Origin of the sequence: uncultured Roseobacter sp., assembly GCF_947499265.1 — a bacterium.
Lineage (GTDB): Bacteria > Pseudomonadota > Alphaproteobacteria > Rhodobacterales > Rhodobacteraceae > Roseobacter.
Genome location: NZ_CANMNK010000017.1, coordinates 1 through 21,124 on the forward strand (window position 1 = coordinate 1; position 21,124 = coordinate 21,124).

Here is a 21,124-nt window from a genome sequence, read left to right on the forward strand (position 1 = left end):
GGAAAAGCCCGGTCGCCTTCGAACGAAAAGTGGCCTAAACGAGCACTTGGGGCGGCACTAAAACGCGACAGGTCCAGGCCGGTCAAATTTCCAGTGAGAAGGAGCGGATTTTAAGCGACCCAACGCTCGGAGAAATGTTCGCCAAGGTGGACGGTAAGCTTAATACGAAAGCACTTCGCGATTTTCGAGATCACTTGTTGGAGCACCCGTATCTGGTCCCTGAGCTTCAGGACATGAACGCACTTCGGAGGCGGGTTTGGATTGCCTACTTGACGACAATGAAGTCTGAGTATTCAGCGCTGCTACACGAATATGATGCGAGCCAGGAAAAGCTAAAAGTAATTGTTGGGAAGGCTGAAGCTGAATTGACCCGTTGGGAAGCTGTTATCGATCAGTTCAACGAACGGTTCTGGGTGCCATTCAAAGTATCAGTGCAAAATAAGGCTGATGCCGTGCTTGGAATCGAAGGTCCGCAGATCGAATTTGTGTTCAAAGATCAGGATGGAGACCCAAACCGTCGCATTGCCTCCGAAGACCTGTCCCAAGTATTGAGCAACGGCGAGCGCCGAGCCCTATACATTCTGAACATTATTTTCGAAGTTCAGGCGTTGATGCAGGCGGAACAGGAAACTTTGTTGATTGTCGACGATATCGCTGACTCGTTTGACTACAAGAACAAATACGCGATCATCGAATATCTACGTGATATCAAGACAGTCGAGCATTTTCGACTTGTTGTCCTTACCCACAATTTTGACTTCTACCGTACGGTTAAAGGTCGATTGGGCGTTTACAATCCGAACAAACTGATCGCAGGCCGTGTCAACAATGCAATACGGTTACAGTCAGACTCCATGGGAGAGAATCCCATAGGAGCGTGGACTACAACCTTGGACAATCCGAAGTCGATGGTTGGTTGTATTCCCTTCGTAAGAAACCTTGCTGAGTACAGCGGGGATCACGATACATACAACCGGTTGACGGATTTACTGCACGTGAAAGCCAACTCCGACGCTGTTACATTCCGTGACCTCCGCGGAATTTTTGATCGCGTGCTCTCTGATGATATGATGGCCACTTGCTTCGAGAGTGATGCAAGTGTGCTTAATGAAATTGGAAACATGTGCGATGCGATTACTAACGCTTCGTTGGACGAAGTTTCCTTGTTGGATAAGGTAATTCTTTCCATGGGTATTCGCCTAGCAACTGAACAGTTCATCATTGATCAGATACAAGATCCGGAGTTTGTAGGCGGACTAAGCGGAAATCAGACAAGCAAGCTCATTAGAAGGTTCCGTCGTGATCATGATTCTCCGCTGGCCAGTAAGTTGATGGAGCAGGTCCTGCTAATGACGCCTGAGAATATTCACATGAATTCCTTCATGTTTGAGCCTATCTTGGACATGTCACCTATGCACCTTCACGACCTATACAATGGAATCCGAGCCATTGGTCATGGCGAAGCTGCTTCTACTTCATAGAAATGCGAAGAGTTACCTGGTGCAAGTTGCGCGATCCAGTACGAATTAGCTCAAGGAAGCTCCACCGTAGCGGTAACGCAATAGAAAAAAGGCAGCTGTTCCATCCTTCACTGGCATTGCAAGAGGATTGCTTGCCGATAACGGGCCTAGATTCCCGAAGAAAAACTCTTTGATTGCACGGCATTGCTTCCATGTTGTTGCAAAAAGTCTCGTTGATCAGATGGTTTCTATGGTCTGAAATCCGTCAAATTGCTTCGCCAGACTTCACGAAATAACCCCTCGAAAGCTTCGTTTTGACGAGGTCCGAAAACGCAGATTTAGCCTCTCGCTCGTCTACGTACCAGTCGAGCCTGCACCGTCCGCGAGTTTGGCGTCGACCCCATTGCCGTTCGATACCGACCTCGCCGAAGAGGCTCTGTGTCAGTTGGACGGAATAGAACCTGTCCATGTTCACATCTGAGTCGACGCGGGTCATGTCAACTCTCATCGATCTCCTCCTCGGACATCGCAATGTACCTGCGATCGACACATTCGAGTCTCGGGTTTTCGTGGTCGAGGCCCCAACGACGTTTCGTGTAGAACTCAAGCGCTTTGCGGACGCGGACCTCAAGGCTTTCGCCCTCGAATCCGAATTCGATCCGAACGACCCGTTTCTGATCAGGTGCCAGGTTGTGGTGCGGCCGCAACTGAAGGACGGCCCAAGTGAACCAATCATCATCCCGCGGCACGTCATCTGCAGTGCGGCGTTGGTCGAAGGACTGGGACGGATCGATCCGAGACGGGATAAAGTCGCGAAAACCCCGTCGGGTATAGCACCACGCTCGCAAGTGAATACGTACGCCGTCTGACGCAAAACGGAGCGGTGCAATCCACCGAACCTCCGGCTCCGGCTCGCGCATAGATTGATAAACGATCTTGATCGCCTCGCCAGCAAGCAAAGCGCGATAGAGCGGCCGAAAAGCACGAACGTTCTGCGTTCGCTGAAGGTCTGGTAATACGTCGTAGACAGGACGCTTCTTTCCGAGCAGCAACTCTTCGAGTTCGTCCGTCGTGGCCTGCCCGGTAAGCCGCGAGAATTGCTTTGTCGTTTGGTACTTCTTCGTTGAGGCGTCATACTTCAGCGCCTCGGGATTGGCGGTCTGCAAATAAGTTCTAAAATCCAGCGCGGCCTGCGGGTTCGAGATTCTAAAGCGCTCAATGAGCGATCCGCGTGTTGCCGTCCCGTCCCAAAAGAGCAGGCGGTCGAGGTACTCCAGCCGCTCCTTCTGCGCGTGTTTTAGGTCGTCAAAGGCCATGCCGAAAACTATCTTGACTCTTTCGCTATGTCCATCTTAAAAATATACGTATAAAAATTAATGGTGTCGAAATGAAAGTTCTTCACACTGCAGACTGGCATCTGGGAAAGACCCTGAGGGGCGTTTCCTTACACGAAGACCATGCGCACGTTCTCGAGCAGGTGTTCCGGACGGTGGTCGACGAGGCAGTGGATGTTTTGCTGATCGCGGGCGACGTCTACGACAAAGCGTCCCCATCCGAGGCTGCGATGAAGCTCTACAGCGACTTCCTGGAGCGTGTCCACGAGGAGACCGAAGCGGCGATAGTCGTGATTGCGGGCAACCATGACTCGGGGCAGCGGCTCGGTACGGCGTCCAAGCTTTTTGATCGCCGTCGCATTCTCGTCCGTGGGCCGATCCAGCGGAACGAAGTTCCGCTGATCCTCGAGGACAGTCATGGCAAGGTTGCAATCTCGGCGCTTCCCTATGGCGAGATTTACGCTGCGAGGCGTGCCTTTGACATAGAGGGCATCCGATCGCCGGAGGATGTGCTGCGGGCACAGATAGAAGCGGCAAAGGCGCACGTGCCTGAGGGAGCTCGCTGGATCGTCGTGGCTCATGCGTTCGTGACGAACTGCCAGCCGACGGAGAGTGAGCGTCGGCTTTCTGTTGGAACTGTCGAGACCGTGTCTGCCGGCAATTTCGACGGCGCGCATTACGTGGCTCTCGGTCACCTCCATCGCCCGCAAACGGCGGGTGCAAATACAATCCGTTACAGTGGCTCTCCTCTGGCGTTCGGTTTCGACGAGGCTGGTACGACGAAGTCGATGACCGTCTTCGATCTCGATGGAAGCGGTCAGGTGGTCGATCTACGGGCTGTGGTCTTCAAACCCCTGAGACCGGTTCGCGAGGTGAGGGGGCTCCTAGACGAACTTGTTGCAGACGCCAAAGCCAACCCAAGCGAGGACTACATCCGGGCGATCCTCTTGGATGAGGGCGCATTGATCGAGCCCGCTGCCCAGCTCAGACCACACTACCCGAACATCCTACAGACTCTGCGAGAAAGAAAGCAGGACCTCGTGATGAGTAGCGCCGGGCGTGCACTGTCAAAACTCGACGATCCAGTCGGCGTCATTGGTGAGTTCCTGACTTACGTCCGCGGTGAAGACGTCACCGAGAGAGAGACGGAAGTTGTCAAGACCGTTCTCGACCGACCGGCGCTGGAGGACATGTCATGAGGCCGATCCGATTGAAGATGACTGCGTTCGGTCCCTATGCTGGAACCGAGGTCGTCGACTTTACCGCCGCCCTCGACGCGGGAATTTTCGGCATCTACGGGGAGACCGGCGCCGGCAAGACGACGATTTTTGACGGTATCTCTTTCGCACTGTTCGGACAGTCGTCGGGAGCCGAGCGTTCGGCCGAGGACATGGTGTGCCACCATGCCCATGCGACGGATATCACGGAGGTCGAGCTCGTCTTCGATCTTGGAAACGAACGCTACGTCGTGAGACGCATCCCGAAACAAGAGAGGGCGGCTCGCCGTGGATCGGGTACAACGACCGAACCGCACCAGGCATACCTGTTCCGGGCGACCGGTATGTCGCTGGAAGAGATCGCTGACGGCAAGGATGGCGAAGTGATCGCCGAGAAACAGGTCAACAAGGTCGATGCTGAGATCGAGACGCTTCTCGGCTACAACGCTGCACAGTTTCGTCAGATCGTCTTGCTGCCCCAAGGAGACTTTCGAAAGATCCTGACGGCGACAAACGACGAGCGCTCGCCAATCCTCAAGCGCCTGTTCGATGTTCGCCTCTATGAGGGTTTTGTCGAACGCATCAAACGTGATGCGACGGCACTGTACCGTGAAATCAGCGAGGAACGCGTCCGCCGCGAAACGCATCTGGGCGATCAGACCGAGGAAGACTTGGGAGAGGTGATCCGCACAATAAGCGAGGAAATCGCGACCCTCGAAGGGACCATGAAATCTGAAATAGAGGCGTTGGCAGTATGCCAGAAGGCCCTGTCCGCGGGGGAGGGGCTGGCTGAAAAGCTCGCGGCGCGGGCTTTGGCCAAACATGATGAGTCCACTCTCCTCTCCGATGCCGAAACGATCAAGCAAAGCAAGTCTCGGCTGACCAAGGCCCGTGCTGCACAGACTGTATTGGTCGCCGAAGCTACGATGCGATCTGCGGGTGAGAATGCCAAAGCCTCTCAAACCCGTCACGCAACAGCGAAAGACGTTCTGACGTCCGCCCGGTCAGCATTCGCTTCAGCCAAGGAGGCGCTAGGTCGGACTGAGCGACAGAAGGAAGATCGTGACGCCGCTCATGCACATGTGCAAGAGCTGGAGCGCTTCGAAAAGACGCTCGGCCAAGCCCGCAATCTGTTTGCGGTCCTGGAGGCAGCGAAAGCGAAGACCAAATCGGCGGCTGAGGAACAGGAGGCGGTAGAAGGCAAGTGGAAGGATGCTGACCAAGCTCTTGCGGCACTGCGCAAACTCCAGAAGGAGCAACCGGCCCATGTGCGCGCGGTTCACGCAGCAGGAAGCGTTCTGTCTACGCTGGAGCGCGAGGCCGAGGCACTGTCTCGGTTCGAGATTGCCAAGTCCCGACGCGATCAGCAGGCGGGCGAAGTTGAACGGTTGGAGAATGAGCATAAAGAGCGGAGCGGTCATCTTGATGCCTGCAAGGTCGCATTGGAACGCGCCGAAAAGGATCTGACCGACATACAGGCCCTTCACGTGGCCAGGAAGCTGCTTCCAGGCGTACCCTGTCCCGCCTGTGGTTCGCGGGATCACCCCGACCCGGCAACTGGCGATCCCGAGCGACAAGGTCGTCACGACCAATTCGAAAAGGCGACAAAAGACCTTCGTGCAGCGGAGCGTGATGAGGTGGAAGCAAGGACGGCACTTGCTGCGGCGAAGTCCTCGCTCACTGAAAAACAGTCAGAACTCGACGCCCTCGATCGCCCAGAGCGGGACCGACAGAGCCTTGATCCCGCCCTGGCGGAAGCACGTGGTAAGAAAGCCGCATTGGAATCGGACACCAGATTTGTCGATCTCGAAGACAAGATTGCCGCGGCTGAAGTGTCCATCGAGCAGGCAAACTCTCGCTATGAGCGGACACGTAAAGAACTCTTGGAGGCCCGGGACGCTGAGACGCGAGCAAATACTTCCTACGAGACCATTCTTCGAGAGGTGCCCGAAAATTGGCGACAGGCAGACGGTTTGGAAAAAGCGCTGCGGGCTGCTGTTGTCAAACGGGACGAACTGGTTGCTGCCCATGACAAGGCCGTGAACGACGAAAAGACGGCTGCGATCGCACTGAGCAGCGCCGAGGAAGGGGTCACAGGCGCTGGAGCAAGTGCAGACCGAACGGAGCTGGCGTTCTCTAACGCCAAGGCTGAATTTGCCGAGCGGCTTAGCGCGGCCGGACTGGATGAGACCAGTTTTGAGTTTGCAAAGACTGACGTCCCGCAGTGCGAGTTGCTCGAGGAGCAAATCAACGCGTACAACCAGCGCGTAGCGGCCAACAAAGCACAGCTTGAGAGATTGGCAAAAGAGATCGGCGACAAAAGCTCCCCAGACATTGAGGCACTGGGGGCCGCCAAAGACTCCGCGCAGTCGAAGCTGGAAAGTAGTCAGCAGACCCTGACACGTAGAAAACGCGATCTGGAGGCGAAGCTCGAGACGCAGCTTAAGGTGCAAGTACTCTCCACCCACATTTCTGCCCTCGAGGCGAAATACGGCCCAGTCGGTGGGCTCTCGGACCTGGTCAACGGCAACAACGATCGGAAGGTTCGGCTCCCCGATTTCGCCATCGCAGCGATGTTCGACGAGGTTCTGGTAGCCGCCAATCAAAGGCTTGGGCCCATGACGGGTGGAAGGTACCAGCTACTTCGCCCAGACAATGCTATTGGCGGGCGGCAAAAGCGTGGGCTGGATATCGCAGTCTTCGACGCCAACACGGAAAAGTCGCGTCCGACCAAGACGCTGTCCGGTGGCGAAGGGTTTCAGGCCTCACTTGCCCTCGCTCTCGGTCTCTCCGATGTGGTTCAGCAAAACAGCGGCGGCATCAAACTGGATGCAATTTTCATCGACGAGGGCTTCGGCACCCTAGACGAAGACACTTTGAACACCGCGCTTGAGACCCTTTACGAGCTGACCAATGACAAGAGGTCTGTAGGTCTGATCTCTCACACCGAGCAGGTAAAATCCATGATTACCGAAGGGTTTGACATCGAGGTCACACCCTCTGGCTCCCATGTTCACCCACGAAAATCCGCGGCTTAACAACAGGAGGTCACTATGCCCTATTCCACGAACCCCAAAGCTCAGCATGTCTGGGAGAAAGCGCGCCGCATCAGAGGGAAGAATCCAAACCTTTATAGGCGAGACGCGCAAGGCAATGTCATCTACAAACCGGCCTATAACAGAGAAAGCCCTATGGGTTGGCAGGTTGATCACATCTGGCCGAGGTCAAAAGGTGGCTCGGATGCGCGGCGGAATCTTCAAGCTCTTCAAACTAGCGCAAACAAGCGCAAGTCGAATAAGACGCCGAGAAGGGCCAAGGCTTCGGCTCGCAAGCGCCGATGGTAGTGGGTGTACGCGAGATGGCAAGTATTTTTGATGGAATGGAGAATGCATGGCTAGATGTACAGCACCGGTAAGAGGCCACAAGTCTGCAGCGGCGGCCGCCAATTGTCCGGCATGCAGACACCGCTACGGAGGCTCCCGTACCTACGGCGGGTACAGCAGTGGTTATAGCGGCTACTCGTCAAGCACGTCGCCGTCATACTTGTCCAACGTGAGGAATAGCGGTCGGAGCGGCAGCTCGGGGCGGCGTTCCAAGAAGCCGCGTTGGTCCGGAGCCAGTTCAGGTGTGTGGTACACGCCGGAACAAGTTTAGGCACTTACACCTGTCAGAGAAAACGTAGAAAAACTCTCAGCCGCCCAGCCCGACCTTCGAGACGTGTTCCTCTGCCACGCTTGGGATGATCGGCAGGGCTCTGCTAAAGAATTGCATGACCTGTTGGAAGCACGTGGCGTTCGAGTGTGGTTCAGCGAGAAAGATCTTGGCCTAGGCGTGCCTATGATGCGCGCCATCGACAAAGGACTGGTGAACTCACGTATTGGAATCGTTTTGGTGACGCCAGCCATGTTGCGTCGCCTGCCTGCAGAAGGTGTAGCTGACAAGGAACTTTCCGCGCTTTTGAGACGGGAGCGATTGGTTCCGGTTGTTCATGGAACAACTTATGAAGAGCTTGAGCAGGTCAGCTTGTTGCTTGCTTCTAGGGCTGGCCTAAGCACGGCCGAAGAGCCAATGGTTGAGGTTGCAAAAAAGATAGCCGAACTGGTCGACACCTAGTTGCTGTAAACGCGACAGCTCAAACGATGCCTAATTGCACTTATCTTTCCGACGGTAGGCTTTCGAATTGTGTTTTTGCAATCGCAGCAAATGTCCGGTTTGGCGGGCCGCATCGCAGAAACCCGAGTTAAGGTCTAAGGTCAGCTCAGGGCCGTTCTTGAAAAATTTGGAAGCTCTTTCAAATGGCTTACTAAGCATTGTTAGCCGAGCTTATGGTTGGGAAGGCTCTAAGCCCTTTCCATATCCGTAGCTGAACGCGTCTTCGTAAGCACGCACCGGATAGGCAAGATCATCGCCGGACGACGCGAGTACAGACTGACATGCCGGCTCTTTTGCGGCGAGTGTGCGCATGATGTCCCACATCCCAATCATTGCCTCGTCTTCTGCGTCGTAGGGTGAGCATCCTTTCTGTTCCGATAACTGACATAGAGCAGCGCGATACTTGTAAGCACGCAAGAAGGGGCAGTGGATTTGGCTGACGACATCCGTCGATCGGAGCTGATCGATGTACTCCGGTTGCGCTTGATTGAGGTTGTATTCAATGTCTTGAAGTGCAGAAAACTGCACAACTTTGCGCGCGAGGATTTGATTGACATAATTCAAGGGGTCGTCAGAAAGCGCGGCCGCATTTTGTAGGGCCAAATCGCCGTCAAACAGAGACACGGGGTCGCTGTAAAGGTGGTCTGACAGATTGCTCCAGTGTTCAGGTGCCCAAGGGTTGGACCGCAGACGGGCCAATAGAATTGCACCGCGGTGTTCGCGTTTATTCGCAAAGAAGTCTTGCTGCTCTTCAAAGGTCAGATCGCATCCATTTTCGCCAACGGCGCGCCCACAGGCGTCCGCGCGTTGGTGTGACAGGGTCAATTCAGTGGCTTCTTCTACGAAATCCAGTAAAGCTTCGTTGAACGGGTCGTCGTCTAGTAGATTTTGCGCCCTCTTTTGGCGCTTCAACAAAAACTGCGAATGGGTGTTGAGGTTCAACGCGCGTAGAACTGGGGATTGGGCGAGTTTCGTTGCTACCGTACGAAGTTTATGTAGGCGAAACTGATCAAATGCAGTGTCGAGAACAACGTGATGCGCCCAAAGGATATCGTCGGCATGCGCACGCGTGAGATCCACCTTTGTCGCAAAGACATAGGCGCTGGTCAGCGTCGTATCTTCATTCACATGCTGTCGAAAAAACTGCTTCCCGTATTCATTGAGCCATGCAAACGTCCAATCGGCGCTCGCTGTCATGATGCAGCGATGAACTGTGTCTTGGTACATCTCATCTGGGAAATAGGATGATAAAGTCCCGCAGATATGGAGGAAATCTTCGTATGCCATACTCTCATTCAAAAACGAATTCACGTATCTTTGGACTGATCCCCAATTTGGATCTGCTCTGAGAATCCGACGTACTTCATCATGACGGTGCAAAACACCTGGACCGCTCGCCAAACCCCGGATTACAGCGTCAGAGGCCGGAATGAGGTTCGGTTTTGTCATGTAAGCCCGAGCCGCAAGATCGCGCGCGTTATAGTAAAGATCCCAAGCGAGGCTGACCGATCTTTTGGAACCACCACGTCCCAAAATTCCGGAAGCATTCCACAACGCCCAAGCGCGCGCGATTTGTGGCAGTGGGTTGCTCGGCTCTTCATCCATCCATCGCTGAACGAACTTTTGGGTCTTTGGGTGACTTCGGGACAGGCCGATAAAGATGTCTCGAACCTCATCCGCTGTGGCATTTTTGGACTCGTATTCCAATACCCATGCTTCGATAACCTTGCGCGCTTGGGTGTGTTCACCTGACCAGATGAGATCCTTGATTTCGTCGCGGCTTGGCAATTCCGCGCTGGCAATGGTGGACCCTACGAACAAAAAGATAAGACAAAAGATGTAGCGCATGATGTCGTTCCGCTGAGCGATGATCAGCCATTGTATTGGTGACACTGGGACCAAAGTTAGTCATCGAGAAGGCGATGTTGGGGGGCCAACATGTTCGGCCTAAACAACATTGAAATCAATATTTGGGCAGTGTTGCGTGTAACTTGGACGCGAGTGAGGCTCACATCTCATTTGTCGATGCGTGTTTGGCCCGATGTTTGGCAACAACAAGTAGGCGATAGATGGTGATTTTAGCAACTTTGACCGATGAGCTGTTCCTTTTAATTCAGCTGCTTCCATTCGCACGTTTCTACATCAAACGAGTAGGCTCCTTGATAATCTCGGTATTGACCTCGAGACGAGATGCTGCCGCCTGACACATTAATAACCGAACCAACCAGCTCTGCAGTATGGCGACTGATCCAGCCCGGGGCGTCACCGGTGGTCTCGACGCTAGAAATACTAAAATCCTGCAGGTTAAGCCGGAATACAGGTGTAATGTCGTCTTTCCTGTCCCCCATGTAGCCAAGCCCCCCAATGATCCAGATCGCGTCACCAATCAACGTGGCAGAGTGGAAATCGGTTGGGGGGAAAATCGACGCGGGATAGAAGAATATCCGCGCATCTCCGCTTGGCCCGAGCACCACGACATCGCTGAAAATCACGAAGTCACTGTCATAGGAATCTTCGTGCTCACCACCAATCTGAACCCAACGCCCATCTGGCAGGCGCGTCGTCGATTGCCCAAACCTGTCTGTTGTCCAGGCCGCGTAGGGCAGATCCGGAAGGCGTTTTCGCGCAGCAAAAGAGCTTTCTCCGGTGCGCAGCATTTCGAGATAGTAGGGCAGCGTGCGTTCTTCTGGATTTGCGTTACCTGCACAGTGGCTGGCTGGGTCCAGATAACCGGGTGCTGTCGTGTCCTGCTGGGGGATCATATACGCTTCGGTAACAAAGCGGATTTGCTCCCGCTCGAATTCATCGACGTCATCGACGCTCCAGCCCGCATCCAGAAGCGTTCTGATATACTCGGTTATCGCAGGTTGCCCGTGTGCGTCTTTCACGCTCAGAGGCTGGTTATGGTACATGAGGACATCCGTGATCTGATGGACATCCGCCCCCTGCTTCAGGAGCAATTTTAGGGTTTGCGTATCAAATTTTTCCAACGTTGCGTCGAGCGCGTCATCAGGCTGCACTCCGTGCTCCAAAAACGGATGCAACATTGCGGGATCCCCCAAAGACGCGGCCATGCCGCAGCAATCTCTCACGTGCTCCTCTTGAATCCGTCCCTGCGTCACCAAGTGATCAAGCAGGGCGGTCAACACATCGGGCTTCTCGGCCAGAACCGCCTCGTGCAGGACCGAATTGGCATCAAGACGCCACCAAAGGATATCAAAGGTGTCGATTAGCGCCACGACCGCAGGCACATCGCCATAGCGCACGACATGATGCAATTTGCTGAATCCGGCTTTTTCGCCCTCGGCTCCAAGTTCAATCAGGACGTCGAAGACATCGCGATACCCAGAATAGCGCGCGAAATCCAACGGCGTTTCTTTGAGGAGAGAAAATGCGTTGGGGTCCTCTCCAGCTTCGATGAGGTCGCGGACCTTGTTCGTCATGCCTTCGGCGTTGCCAGTCTCGATCAGCTGTACCAACGGGGGTTTTGTTGCTTTATCTTTTGCGATCCAGTCTTTGCAGCGTTGATCAACTTGCCGCATCGAAAGGTTTTGCGTTTTGAGATAGGCAAGTTCTTCGGAGGCAGCTTCAAAGTCCCAATAGGTCCAGGCTTTGTCCGTCCAAGCCGCGCGTTTTTCAAATCGTGATAAGAGTTCCAAGCGATCAAGATAGGCTGTACGCTTAGCATCCGCCAATCTTTCCAACCCCTGTTTGATCATCCCAATTGGGTCCGAGAGCTCGATTTTGACGTCCATTTTTGAAAATCACCGTAATGTTCCTGCACAAGAAAACTGCATATTCGATAAATCTGACCTAAATATGATTTTCGGTTGAGCATTTTGATAACAGACATTGAACCCTCCAACGCTAAGGTCGGCTCCTACAGCCAAGGGATCAGTCCGCTCCCAAACCAAATGTCCTGTGTGGATAGCTCCTGCATAGCAAGACATTTTTGAAGTAATTTCGCACTGGTCAGAAGCAGACGTGTGTTCCCATTGCCCGACAGGCGATTTGCAACGCAAATCTGCCGAGAGGGGCCTGTTTGCGCGGCACTCGTAGCCGCTGGCCCTCCCTCTCGGGACATTGCTGCGCAATGCCCTGACGGACAGTGGATGGTTTCCGCGACCAAGTCCCAAACGGCTTACCGGACAACAGAGTGTCCCAGACATTCGACGGGGTGTCTTGGTTGGCGGGCTGACTGTGCGCCATCATTTCAAAGGTCTTGCTGTCTCAGGTGTTCCTTTTCCTTATTTTTGGGCTGTGTGAGGCCGATAGTAGTCGTTCCTGGTCAGCACCGCCCAGACTATTCGTGCGGTCTTGTTCGCTATTGCGACGGTCGCGAGTCGAGCAGGCTTGCGCTCAAGAAGGCCAATGGCCCATGATCGACGCGGTCAGGGTTCACTTTCATTTGCCGCAATCGCGCTGTCATGCCGGTCACCAAAAGACGTCGAATGTAACGGTCACCCATCTTTGTGATCCGTCCTAATCGTTCTTTTCCGCCGCTGGATAAGTTCAGAGGCGTGAGACCTAACCAGGCTGCAAATTGTCGGCCATTCTTAAACTGCGTCGCATCACCAACCGTGGCTACGATGGCTGAAGCGGTCACAGGACCGACACCAGGAATTGTGCGCAACAACATGACGCGTTTGTCCAATTTTGAATGCAGCCGCATGCGCATCTCGTACCAACGGAACCTCAGATGCATCGCAACAAGTTGGTGGCTGAGCTGTCTCAGGACATCTATTGCGATCTGTGGAAGGGCGGGTTTCTCTCCTTCCAGAATATCTTTGGCGTATTTGACCGCGGCTCCAGTTCCTTGAGGAATAATGACACCAAACTCGGCGAGCAAGCTACGAAGCATGTTGCTCAGTTGCGTTCGCTGTCTGACGATCAAATCACGCGCACGATGCAGGAATAAAACGGCTTGCTGTTCTTCGGACTTGGGTGCAACGAACCGCATCGTTGGGCACGTCACTGCTTCGCAGATGGTTTCGGCATCATTGGCGTCGGATTTGCCTCGTTTGACGTAGGGCTTCACATAATTAGCTGGGATCAAGCGAACATCGTGCCCAAGCTTGGTCAGTTCCCGCGCCCAATAATGACTGGACCCACATGCCTCCATGCCGATCAGACAGGGCTCTAGATTGGTGAAGAACTGCATGAGTTGCGCACGTCGGATAGCTCGATTGAAAACAACCTCCCCATCCTTAGCAATCCCGTGGACCTGAAAAACATGTTTGGCCAAATCGATGCCGACTGTTGTAACTTGCATTGGGTAGCTCCTTTCCTGGCAGTGATAGACAACTGCAGTATGGCGCATTGCGACGCCGGGTGGAGCAGGAGCTATCCACCCCATCCGCTATGACGGGCCGCACCGCAGCATCACTGCCTACAGATCAAAGGCAGGTATGGGCTGTGATTGCTGGCATAATTTGCGACAGTCAAAATAGGGCGGCGATTGCCCGGATGGCGGCAGAGAGTCCAAAATGACTGATGCTGCAAACTGTGTGAATGTTGGCTTCTTGTTGACCTGTTTCAGGAATGTTACGCCAATTAGATGAGTATTTGGGCCTTAGAGAAGACGTTGCGAAACGACGACGACACACGTTCAGTCGATATACGAGTAAGTCCTGATCGAAAATTCTTCCGCTACTATGAGAATGTGTGGATACCGGTCGAAGACGACGAGCTACTCTACTACCCGGATGGGGGTTACTGGTCGTGCCCAGAAATGTCCGGCTACTATGGGAGCCTCGAGGACTGTGAGCGAGGGGCAAGAAACGACGTCGGTTGGCTCGCAATGTCTTCCTGTTGATAGCCTGCTGCATAAAAATCCGAAGTCGACCTTGGCGCAGCCGCAGCGAAGGAGCGCTTCGTCCCGCGATATGTGAGCTCTCACCTCTTCAGACTTTGCGCTCGCAGCGAACGGCGGCTTTGGTGGGCCGCACCGCAGCGTCGAAAGAGTTGGGTGAAGGGCAGCTTTGGGCCGCGAGCTACGACACATTCTGAAGCTGGCGACGTGCCAGAAATCGGACGATGCTGTCATTCTGTCGCAAGTTGAAATTTGAGGAAGGTTGCCCCGTCATAATCGACTTTGCCAACCTGCCACGCACCAAGTCTGTCGAGCGCCCGCAGGTGCGTGCGAGATGTTGGCAAAAGGAATGTTACATACGGGATGCGTTCATCGGAAATCGCGAAATCGATTGACCTTCGCGAGATGCGTGGCCCGAGGCCAAACGTGTCGGGCCGCAAGACAAGTCCGAAATCCCACTCGGCTCCTTCTCTTTGAAATCCACCCCAGCCGACATATCGGTCATCGGACAAAAATGCCCAATGTCCAAGTCCATCACGGCGCCAACATTCTTCCTTTTTGGCGACAAACCGCGCCACTGTCTCGGCATTCCAAGTCAATTTCAGAAGCGGCATATGCTCGGCCAAACGAGGGTCGGACATGTGCGCCAAGATTTCTCCTGGGTCGATTTCCGACAATCGGACGAATTTTATTTCAGATCTCATTGCGGCGTCTTTCGATGTGCTCGTCGCTCATTGTCCGCTGAACGCGATATTTCAACAGCTAACTCTTTGCCTACTGTCACGCTGGGACATACGCATTCAGCTTGTTGCCATCCAAATCCCGGAAATACCCCCCGTAGAAACCACGATCTCCGCGTGGGCCGGGGGGTCCCTCATCTGTTCCGCCAAGTTCGAGGCACTTGGCGTGAAGCGTATCGACGGCTTCTCTGTTGGTCATTTTCAAAGCGACCATCACCCCCCTTTCAACGTTTGCCGGTTCCCCATTGAATGGACGAGCAAGGCATAACGCAGGTTCGGTCCGCGAGCGCCCCCATGCGGCCATATCGCCGTGTTTCCAAAGGCGGTTTGCGCCCACACTCGAAAACAAGGCGTCGTAGAATTTCAGCGCGGCCTCGAAGTTGTCGGTTCCGAGGGTAAAATATCCGATCATGCTTGCTCTCCGTGATTCTGTGGGCGTCATTTTCAACACTACGCTCGGCTACCAAGACGCTGGGTTGCTGCGCCAGACCGCCTTGCAAGTAAGGTCGAGGCCGGACCGTGGCTCGGAACTGCCCGCACTTCGAAGTTTTCGAAACGCTCGATTGCCTGCATCAATCGGGAGCGGGACATAAACCGGCCTGTCCCGCGAAACAAAAGCGCCTGGCGCATTAGGCTGTCGGCAAGGCCACGGGCAGGCTCATCCGCGCAAAACGCGAGACAAAGCGCGCCGCCGGCTCGAACAACCCTGCAAAGCTCTGTCAAAGCCAGATAGGGATCGGGGACGGTTTCCAAAACCCAAGCACAGGTCACAAGATCGAAGGTGCCATTCTCAAACGGCAAGGACTCCAACCGTCCTTGTATCTTTGGCACAGGAATGTCGGCGCAGCGCGCCAGCATGGCCGCGGAAGGGTCGAGAAGGGTCATCAAATTCGGGGGCATCCCCTCGGCAATCAATGCACGTGCCAGATTGCCGGTGCCGCACCCAGCATCCAAAAACTTCGAATTCGGCGTCGCGAGTGCACGCACCAGGCCTTCCAGGGCGGCCTGCGCCTCACCGCCTGCATGACGTAGCCAGCGATGATGAAGTTTGTCATAGCGAGGTGCAAGTTTGTCATAAAGATCAACCGCATCGCTTATAGGCGTTTCTGCCAACATCTCTTTGGTCCTATTACTCATTCATAGTGTTCGCGGTGCGCACACATTTTTTTTACGAAGAACTTGCGTCGGATTGCGGCGCGGTGTGTTCGTGCTCGGGCCACATCCATGCGGTCCAGAGAATTGCCATTAGAGCCACGATCTCGATGACGAGGTGAAAGGCGTCATCCATGTCGGTGGGGGGCGAGGAAAAGGGCGTACCCGTCGTGACGATCGCCGCAAGGAAAGTGAAAGGGCGACCGATCCTGCGGGTTAGCAGGAGCGAGCAGAGCACCATCGCAATTGGGATCTGGATGAGGAAACCGCCCAGAAGCATCAGCCCTTCGGTGATCTCGATGCCGTTGTAATGGCCTGTCAGAAGCATCTCGATATGGGACGCGAGGACAAACTGGTGAATGTCGCGAAAGATGATGTTGAGCAGTATGAACAGCCACAGGGCCGACAGAAAAATACGGGGATCGAGCCGTCTCATTTCGGTGCCTTCTTTCTGTGTTTCAGGAGTTTTCTGGTACCTGGCCGGGAGCACGGTCGGGTTCAGATCACGGCACCGGATGTGCGCGCCGCAAAGGCGCGGCGGATCAGGAGTTCCGCAACCGCAAGGTTGATGGCCCACGCCCCAACCAACAGGAGGTCTCGCCAAAATCCCAGCAGTTCGGTGTCAATGAGGGCCATTGCGACCAGAAAGAGCGCGGTCTGTGTTGAGGCCCCTTGGGCGATGGCATAGGCGCGCAGCATCGCGGCGCGGTGCGCAGCGACTTTTTGCGACCGGATTGCGACGATCGCCCATGCGATAAGGGCGACCATCGCGAGGCTGAGCGTGACCCTTGCCACGTAAAGCAGTGGTCCCTGCAGGGCGTCGGGAAATGCATAGGCCACGGTCATCCAGAGACCGCTGAGCGCGCTGATGCATCCCGCTGCCGCCACGACCCGCCCGAGGGTCCTGTGCAGGGCGGGGCGGTAGCGCCTCAGGCTCGGCAGGAACTGCACAGCCCCTACAAGGCAGAAAATTGAACTGCCAAGGATATGCAATGTGATCGGGAGGGGATCGATCACCGCACGCGGGTTCGGCGGGATGATCGCCGGAGCGCAGAGAAGTTCCGGAAGCCGGACCAGCCCGACGACTGCCGGGATGAAAGAGTAGAGGAACACGAGGGCAAGGAACGCCCATTCGCGACGGCTGATGAAGTGCATGCTTCGGTCTCTCAGTATAAGGTGTTGGTCTGCCTCAGGCGGGCTTGCGCGCGACGATAAAGGGGCTCAGTCGGTCCTTTCCGAAGTACCGCGTTTGCTCGATTTCGAACCCGGCCTGGATCAGGTGCCGGGTCAATTCAGCGCGACTCAAGATGATCACATTAGGCGCGATCCGCACGGCCATGAGCACGCGAACCATGGCTCGCGTCCAGCGCGGCGCATCCTTCAGACAAACCGTCTTTGATATGAAGTGACCGCCGCGTTTCATTTGGTGGAATGCTGCATCCAGCACGGTGGGTATGTCATCCACCAGGTGAAGCAGGCTGAACGCGCAAATGACCTCGAACGGTTGGCCAGGAATGTGTTGCGCCGCCTCCGCCTGAATAAATTCTGGTGTTCTCGCGGCATCTCCGCCTGATCGTGACCGGGCGATCCGGATCATCTCGGCAGAGAAGTCGGTTGCGGTCACATGAGCGACGACAGGCGCGATCTTATTCGCCGTTCCGCCTGTCCCGCAGCCAATTTCAAGAACGTGATCGGTCGGCCGAAGAAGCACCATCACGCACCTTAGCTTTTCTTCGTAGGCAGTGACATCGGCGATGGGCTTTTTGGCGTACTTGGGCGCATGCCGGTCCCAGAAGGCTTGGGCAGTCATGTCGGTTTCCTTTGTGTGTTGCACTTCGGGTTTGAAGCAGCGCGAATGCGCCAGTCAGAAGAAACTGCGGAGTACATTGTGTCGCTTTCGATTGCTGAGACCGGGCTGATCTCGTTTCGCGGTCGGTATCATCCATGCGCTCATGAAAGGTCGATTGCCTAAATTCGTCCACCTGCTATACGCTCATGTATGAACTGGCAGGCCGTCTCCTTCGATTGGAACCAAGTGCGCGCCTTCCTCGCGACAGCAGAGGAGGGTTCGTTCAGTGGCGCGGCGCGCGTGCTGAAGACAACGCAACCGACGATAGGACGGCAGATAGGTGCGTTGGAGGAGGCACTTGGTGTCACGCTGGTAGAACGCAGTGTCCGTGGTCTCACCTTGACGGAAGCGGGGCGCGACCTGATTGATCACATGCGCACGATGGGCGAGGCTGCGACGCTCATCTCGATGGTGGCCGACGGGAAATCTCAGGATGTCACCGGCGAGGTCACGGTCACGGGAACGGACCTCTTGTCAGCAGCAATCCTGCCGGGCGTGCTCAAGCCGTTGCGACAGATGGCGCCAGGCATCTGCGTCCGCATTCTTGCGTCGAGCGAGATGCAGAATTTGACGCAGCGCGAGGCGGACATCGCGATACGCCACGTCCGCCCGGATCAGCCTGACCTGATCGCACGGCACTTGGGCGACTTTCGCGCCACTCTCTATGCCGCGACCGACTATCTCGATCGTGCGGGCCGCCCGCATACACCGCGCGATGTGGCCGCTCTCGATTTCGTCGGCAACGCCGACCCCGAGCGGCTTATGGCCCCACTGCACAACATGGGCGTGCCCGTTCGCGCAGAGAGCTTCGTGATGTCGAGCGAGAGCGGTGTCGTCGCATGGGAATTGGTGAAAGCGGGCTATGGCGTCTCGATGCAGCCCGAAATGTTGGGCGAGGCTGAACCTGGCATAGAGAAGGTCTTGCCGGATTTCCCTTCGCTTGAGTTTCCAATCTGGCTGGTCACCCATCGGGAGTTACAGACCAGCCGCCGTATCCGGATCGTATTCGACCTGCTGGCCCGGGGTCTGTCAGACGTTGCGAAGCGCCGAGGTGGCGGCGATTGATAGGTGTAAACGCGCCGAACCCGGAGCAAGTGAGGTCGCGTGGCAGCAATTGAAGCTGCGCTTGCACGAGTTCGTTTTGTCCGATGAGTGTACGCCAATGTTGGAAATGCTGCGCAATCGATCAACGTCCGCTTCGGGGAAGCTGCAATGCGGCAACGTATCTCTCGATGAACGGCTGGTTAGGGCCGTCCTCATCGGCGCGATCCGGACGTAAGAACAAGATGCTGCGGCCGCTCCGACGGCGGCAGAGAGCCCGTATTCACCAATGCTGCGCCATGTACAGACGACTGCTCTAGGGACGAAGCTTGATCGGCTCCAAGTTATCAGTAACAATTCGACACTACTGAAGGAGCTTTTCAAATGGCTGACCAATCATTGGGCCACACAGCTGCCTCGGATAGGCGGCTTAAGTATTATGCGGGCAAGGTTGAGCGCCGCGCACTGCACAAGGAACTGAAGCAGCGAATTGTGGGTAGTTTTCCACTTGTAGCTGCGGGTCGCGGAAAATGGCCGGACCTAACAAAGCCGCGCGAAGCTTTGATTGCGACAATGGAAGCCCGCGAAGAGCGCGCGGTATCGGGTCATGTCGGAACACTTCGCGGTGTTACGGTCGCCCTTGGGCTGCTGTCTCTAGCGATATCAGCCGGCATAGTGTCCGAAAACGCAGTTGAGCCTGCAGGACTGGGCATCGCCATCGAACTTACTCAATCAAACAAAGTTCTGCTCGCCATGTTCACCGGCATTGTATGCTTGATACTGGTCATCGCATCCGCTCTCGACTGGAAAGCGCAAGGGGTTGCCAATGTCATGGGTGATCATTTTGTGCGCACTACCGAGCGACTTGCGATAGCGTACCGAATGGATTTCCTTGCTGAGCATTATGCCCTAACGCTCTTCAATTTCGAATTTGACGATTTGGCAGAAAAGAAAATCCTTGACGCGGATGCCACCTACTTCGTTGATGGGCAATATTCTGACGACAGCAAAAGGCGTCGGAGCTATTGGACGGCCCAGATCAAAGACGTGAAGCAAGCTGAGAAATTTTATTCAAATCTTGGTTTCAATCAAAAGACATTTAACGAATGCCGCGATCAAGTTGGCGACCTACTGGAAAACCTTTCCCAAAAGTTTGATCTACTTACTAAGGAACTAGATCGTCAGTTCGTTTTGGATGAACATGGCCGTTGGCTGGAAACCCCTACAAAGCATGGTTTTTGGCAGTATTCAGATTTCTTCGAACCTGTGTTTTCTGCAAAACAAGACGCGATTTTCCAGCTTAGAATGAATGATAGGCATCAGCGTATCGATGCAGCGGGGGATTCAAGAGAATTACACCATGAAACAACAAATTTATTAACGATTAATCGTAGCCATCGAGTATGGGTCAACGCGCGATCAATTGCCGTGGCCACGTTTCCAATAGTCGTTGGCTTGGCCGGTTCACTAACGCTTTGGAAATCCGTCCTTTAAGTTAAATTGTCCAAAGCAGACCTTCACGCCGATGCAGTGAATTGGGGCTTTGTCCGCGATCTGTAAGTTCGACCAGCGTCGGAATTTGCACTCGCAGCTAAAGTCCGGTTTGACGGGCCGCGCCGCAGCGATGAAGAGTTTTGGTCAACGGCAGCAAAGAGCCGTCGGTGACGGTTGTCAGGACTGTCAGGACGCCAAAAAGTATGGATGCCGCGGCGCATCTGAAGTCCGGTAGGAGCCCAAAGCTACCGATTTTCTTTTGTGCGGCGAGTGCCTGCTTCGAAACTATCAATCACACGCATTGTGTCTTCGCCACATTTCACCATCGTGACCTTCGGGGACTACTTCGCAAAGGTCTGAGCCATATCCACGCAGTATCGCATACCCAGAAATTTGCCCGTCGTTCAAAATCTCAATGGTTTTTAAGTGGCGCGAGAGGTGAACAAAGCGCAATTCAGCGCGCGCCGTCTCTGTTTTGGCAATCAAGTCAGTCAACGTAATTGCTGTTAAATTGCCCGACTTGAACCCCTCATCTAGCCTCCTCTCGGCTTCGATCAGTTCTTTTCCTTTGGCAATTGCGTCTTCTTTCATTCCCTCAAAAATCGTTCGTACGCTTGCCATTTGTCGCTCGTTCAAGCCCAGCTCTTCGCTCAACTCCAGCACGTGAGCGGGGCCCGGATAACCATTCAACTCGGCAGGTAGTGCCAAGCCCCAACCCGCGCCACTTTGGAGGGCTTCAATGTCTGCTTCTGAAAGGCTGCTGATATCGCGTGCGTCAAAGCCTTTGTAGGGCTGGTTTTTGGTTTCTGCTGCAACTGGTGCGCCGAAAATGAGCCCTGCAAAGATGATGTACCAGATTTTCATGAATATCTC

General features: G+C 54.8%; 18 protein-coding genes and 1 pseudogene. 7 read left to right on the forward strand and 12 right to left on the reverse strand.

Annotated features, from left to right (window positions below):
• Positions 1–278 precede the first annotated feature (278 nt).
• Complete coding sequence (locus Q1A63_RS25085) at positions 279–1,481, forward strand: hypothetical protein (RefSeq protein WP_298976081.1); 1,203 nt, start codon at positions 279–281, stop codon at positions 1,479–1,481.
• Between the two features lie 244 nt (positions 1,482–1,725).
• Here the strand turns inward: Q1A63_RS25085 and Q1A63_RS25090 are convergent, their stop codons facing one another.
• Positions 1,726–1,968, reverse strand: a complete 243-nt coding sequence (locus Q1A63_RS25090; protein ID WP_366524399.1) for a WGR domain-containing protein — start codon at positions 1,966–1,968, stop codon at positions 1,726–1,728.
• On the reverse strand, positions 1,958–2,776 hold the full coding sequence (locus tag Q1A63_RS25095) for a WYL domain-containing protein (protein ID WP_298976084.1): 819 nt from the start codon (positions 2,774–2,776) through the stop codon (positions 1,958–1,960). Before Q1A63_RS25095 ends, Q1A63_RS25090 begins: the two co-directional genes overlap by 11 nt.
• A 71-nt stretch (positions 2,777–2,847) precedes the next feature.
• On the opposite strand from Q1A63_RS25095, the gene Q1A63_RS25100 reads away from it, so the two are divergent.
• From Q1A63_RS25100 to Q1A63_RS25115, 4 genes are all read left to right on the forward strand, one after another.
• Positions 2,848–3,993 carry an exonuclease SbcCD subunit D gene (locus Q1A63_RS25100; RefSeq protein ID WP_298976086.1) on the forward strand — a complete coding sequence of 382 codons (1,146 nt, stop codon included), beginning with the start codon at positions 2,848–2,850 and terminating at the stop codon, positions 3,991–3,993.
• Positions 3,990–7,049 carry an SMC family ATPase gene (locus tag Q1A63_RS25105; RefSeq protein WP_298976088.1) on the forward strand — a complete coding sequence of 1,020 codons (3,060 nt, stop codon included), beginning with the start codon at positions 3,990–3,992 and terminating at the stop codon, positions 7,047–7,049. Before Q1A63_RS25100 ends, Q1A63_RS25105 begins: the two co-directional genes overlap by 4 nt.
• Before the next feature lie 153 nt (positions 7,050–7,202).
• On the forward strand, positions 7,203–7,355 hold the full coding sequence (locus tag Q1A63_RS25110; protein WP_298976258.1) for an HNH endonuclease domain-containing protein: 153 nt from the start codon (positions 7,203–7,205) through the stop codon (positions 7,353–7,355).
• 373 nt (positions 7,356–7,728) lie between these two features.
• Positions 7,729–8,124 (forward strand): toll/interleukin-1 receptor domain-containing protein, encoded by a 396-nt coding sequence (locus Q1A63_RS25115; protein ID WP_298976090.1) that lies wholly within the window; start codon positions 7,729–7,731, stop codon positions 8,122–8,124.
• A gap of 210 nt (positions 8,125–8,334) precedes the next feature.
• On the opposite strand, the gene Q1A63_RS25120 is transcribed toward Q1A63_RS25115, so the two are convergent.
• The 9 genes and pseudogenes from Q1A63_RS25120 to Q1A63_RS25160 form a co-directional block, all read right to left on the reverse strand.
• Positions 8,335–10,011, reverse strand: a complete 1,677-nt coding sequence (locus tag Q1A63_RS25120; RefSeq protein WP_299632700.1) for a hypothetical protein — start codon at positions 10,009–10,011, stop codon at positions 8,335–8,337.
• A gap of 260 nt (positions 10,012–10,271) precedes the next feature.
• A complete protein-coding gene (locus Q1A63_RS25125) occupies positions 10,272–11,918 on the reverse strand; it encodes a hypothetical protein (protein ID WP_299632701.1) in 1,647 nt (548 codons plus the stop codon).
• 492 nt (positions 11,919–12,410) lie between these two features.
• Positions 12,411–13,435 (reverse strand): annotated as a pseudogene (locus Q1A63_RS25130) (IS110 family transposase).
• A gap of 770 nt (positions 13,436–14,205) precedes the next feature.
• The gene (locus Q1A63_RS25135) at positions 14,206–14,679 is read right to left on the reverse strand and encodes a GNAT family N-acetyltransferase (RefSeq protein WP_298976106.1); all 474 of its coding nucleotides are present in this window, start codon (positions 14,677–14,679) and stop codon (positions 14,206–14,208) included.
• Positions 14,680–14,755: 76 nt separating this feature from the next.
• Positions 14,756–15,127 (reverse strand): VOC family protein, encoded by a 372-nt coding sequence (locus Q1A63_RS25140; protein ID WP_298976107.1) that lies wholly within the window; start codon positions 15,125–15,127, stop codon positions 14,756–14,758.
• A gap of 38 nt (positions 15,128–15,165) precedes the next feature.
• Entirely contained in the window at positions 15,166–15,852 is a 687-nt protein-coding gene (locus tag Q1A63_RS25145; protein WP_298976109.1) for a methyltransferase domain-containing protein, read from the reverse strand.
• A 31-nt stretch (positions 15,853–15,883) separates the two neighbouring features.
• Positions 15,884–16,303, reverse strand: coding sequence for a DUF6326 family protein (locus Q1A63_RS25150; RefSeq protein ID WP_298976110.1), 420 nt, complete (start codon positions 16,301–16,303; stop codon positions 15,884–15,886).
• A 62-nt stretch (positions 16,304–16,365) separates the two neighbouring features.
• On the reverse strand, positions 16,366–17,022 hold the full coding sequence (locus Q1A63_RS25155; RefSeq protein WP_299632702.1) for a DUF2306 domain-containing protein: 657 nt from the start codon (positions 17,020–17,022) through the stop codon (positions 16,366–16,368).
• Positions 17,023–17,056: 34 nt separating this feature from the next.
• Complete coding sequence (locus tag Q1A63_RS25160; RefSeq protein WP_298976113.1) at positions 17,057–17,677, reverse strand: class I SAM-dependent methyltransferase; 621 nt, start codon at positions 17,675–17,677, stop codon at positions 17,057–17,059.
• A 189-nt stretch (positions 17,678–17,866) separates the two neighbouring features.
• Here Q1A63_RS25160 and Q1A63_RS25165 point away from each other — a divergent pair, with 189 nt between their 5' ends.
• Positions 17,867–18,781 carry a LysR family transcriptional regulator gene (locus Q1A63_RS25165; protein ID WP_298976115.1) on the forward strand — a complete coding sequence of 305 codons (915 nt, stop codon included), beginning with the start codon at positions 17,867–17,869 and terminating at the stop codon, positions 18,779–18,781.
• A 360-nt stretch (positions 18,782–19,141) separates the two neighbouring features.
• Positions 19,142–20,251 (forward strand): hypothetical protein, encoded by a 1,110-nt coding sequence (locus Q1A63_RS25170; protein WP_298972661.1) that lies wholly within the window; start codon positions 19,142–19,144, stop codon positions 20,249–20,251.
• A gap of 288 nt (positions 20,252–20,539) precedes the next feature.
• Here Q1A63_RS25170 and Q1A63_RS25175 read toward each other — a convergent pair whose 3' ends face one another.
• Positions 20,540–21,115, reverse strand: a complete 576-nt coding sequence (locus tag Q1A63_RS25175) for a hypothetical protein (RefSeq protein ID WP_298976203.1) — start codon at positions 21,113–21,115, stop codon at positions 20,540–20,542.
• Between the last annotated feature and the right edge of the window lie 9 nt (positions 21,116–21,124).